Source organism: Sinorhizobium sp. BJ1 (assembly GCF_002531555.1).
Lineage (GTDB): Bacteria > Pseudomonadota > Alphaproteobacteria > Rhizobiales > Rhizobiaceae > Sinorhizobium > Sinorhizobium fredii_B.
The window spans coordinates 1-542 of the sequence record NZ_NWTH01000127.1 but is presented as its reverse complement, the minus strand read 5'-3'; the positions used below and the strand labels follow the sequence as shown (position 1 = coordinate 542).

Annotated in this window: 1 pseudogene; it reads left to right on the top strand. The window is 59.8% G+C overall.

What is annotated here, in order from left to right:
* Nucleotides 1–542 (top strand): annotated as a pseudogene (gene nifH, locus CO676_RS34370) (nitrogenase reductase); the annotation flags it as partial.

Genomic DNA, 542 nt, shown 5'->3' with positions numbered 1-542 from the left:
GAAAATGGCGCCTATGACGATGTCGACTACGTCTCCTACGACGTGCTGGGGGACGTGGTGTGCGGCGGCTTCGCGATGCCGATCCGCGAAAACAAGGCGCAGGAAATCTACATCGTCATGTCCGGCGAGATGATGGCGCTCTATGCCGCCAACAACATCGCCAAGGGGATCTTAAAATATGCCCATTCGGGCGGCGTGCGGCTCGGCGGGCTAATTTGCAACGAGCGCCAGACGGACCGCGAACTCGACCTCGCCGAGGCGCTGGCGGCCAAGCTCAATTCCAAACTCATCCACTTCGTGCCGCGCGACAACATCGTCCAGCACGCCGAACTCAGGAAGATGACGGTGATCCAGTATGCACCGGACTCCAAACAGGCGGCGGAATATCGCGCCCTGGCCGAAAAGATCCATGCCAATTCGGGCCAGGGCACCGTCCCGACCCCGATCACCATGGAGGAGCTGGAAGACATGCTGCTCGATTTCGGAATCATGAAGACCGACGAGCAGATGCTTGCAGAACTTCAGGCAAAGGAAGCGGCGGC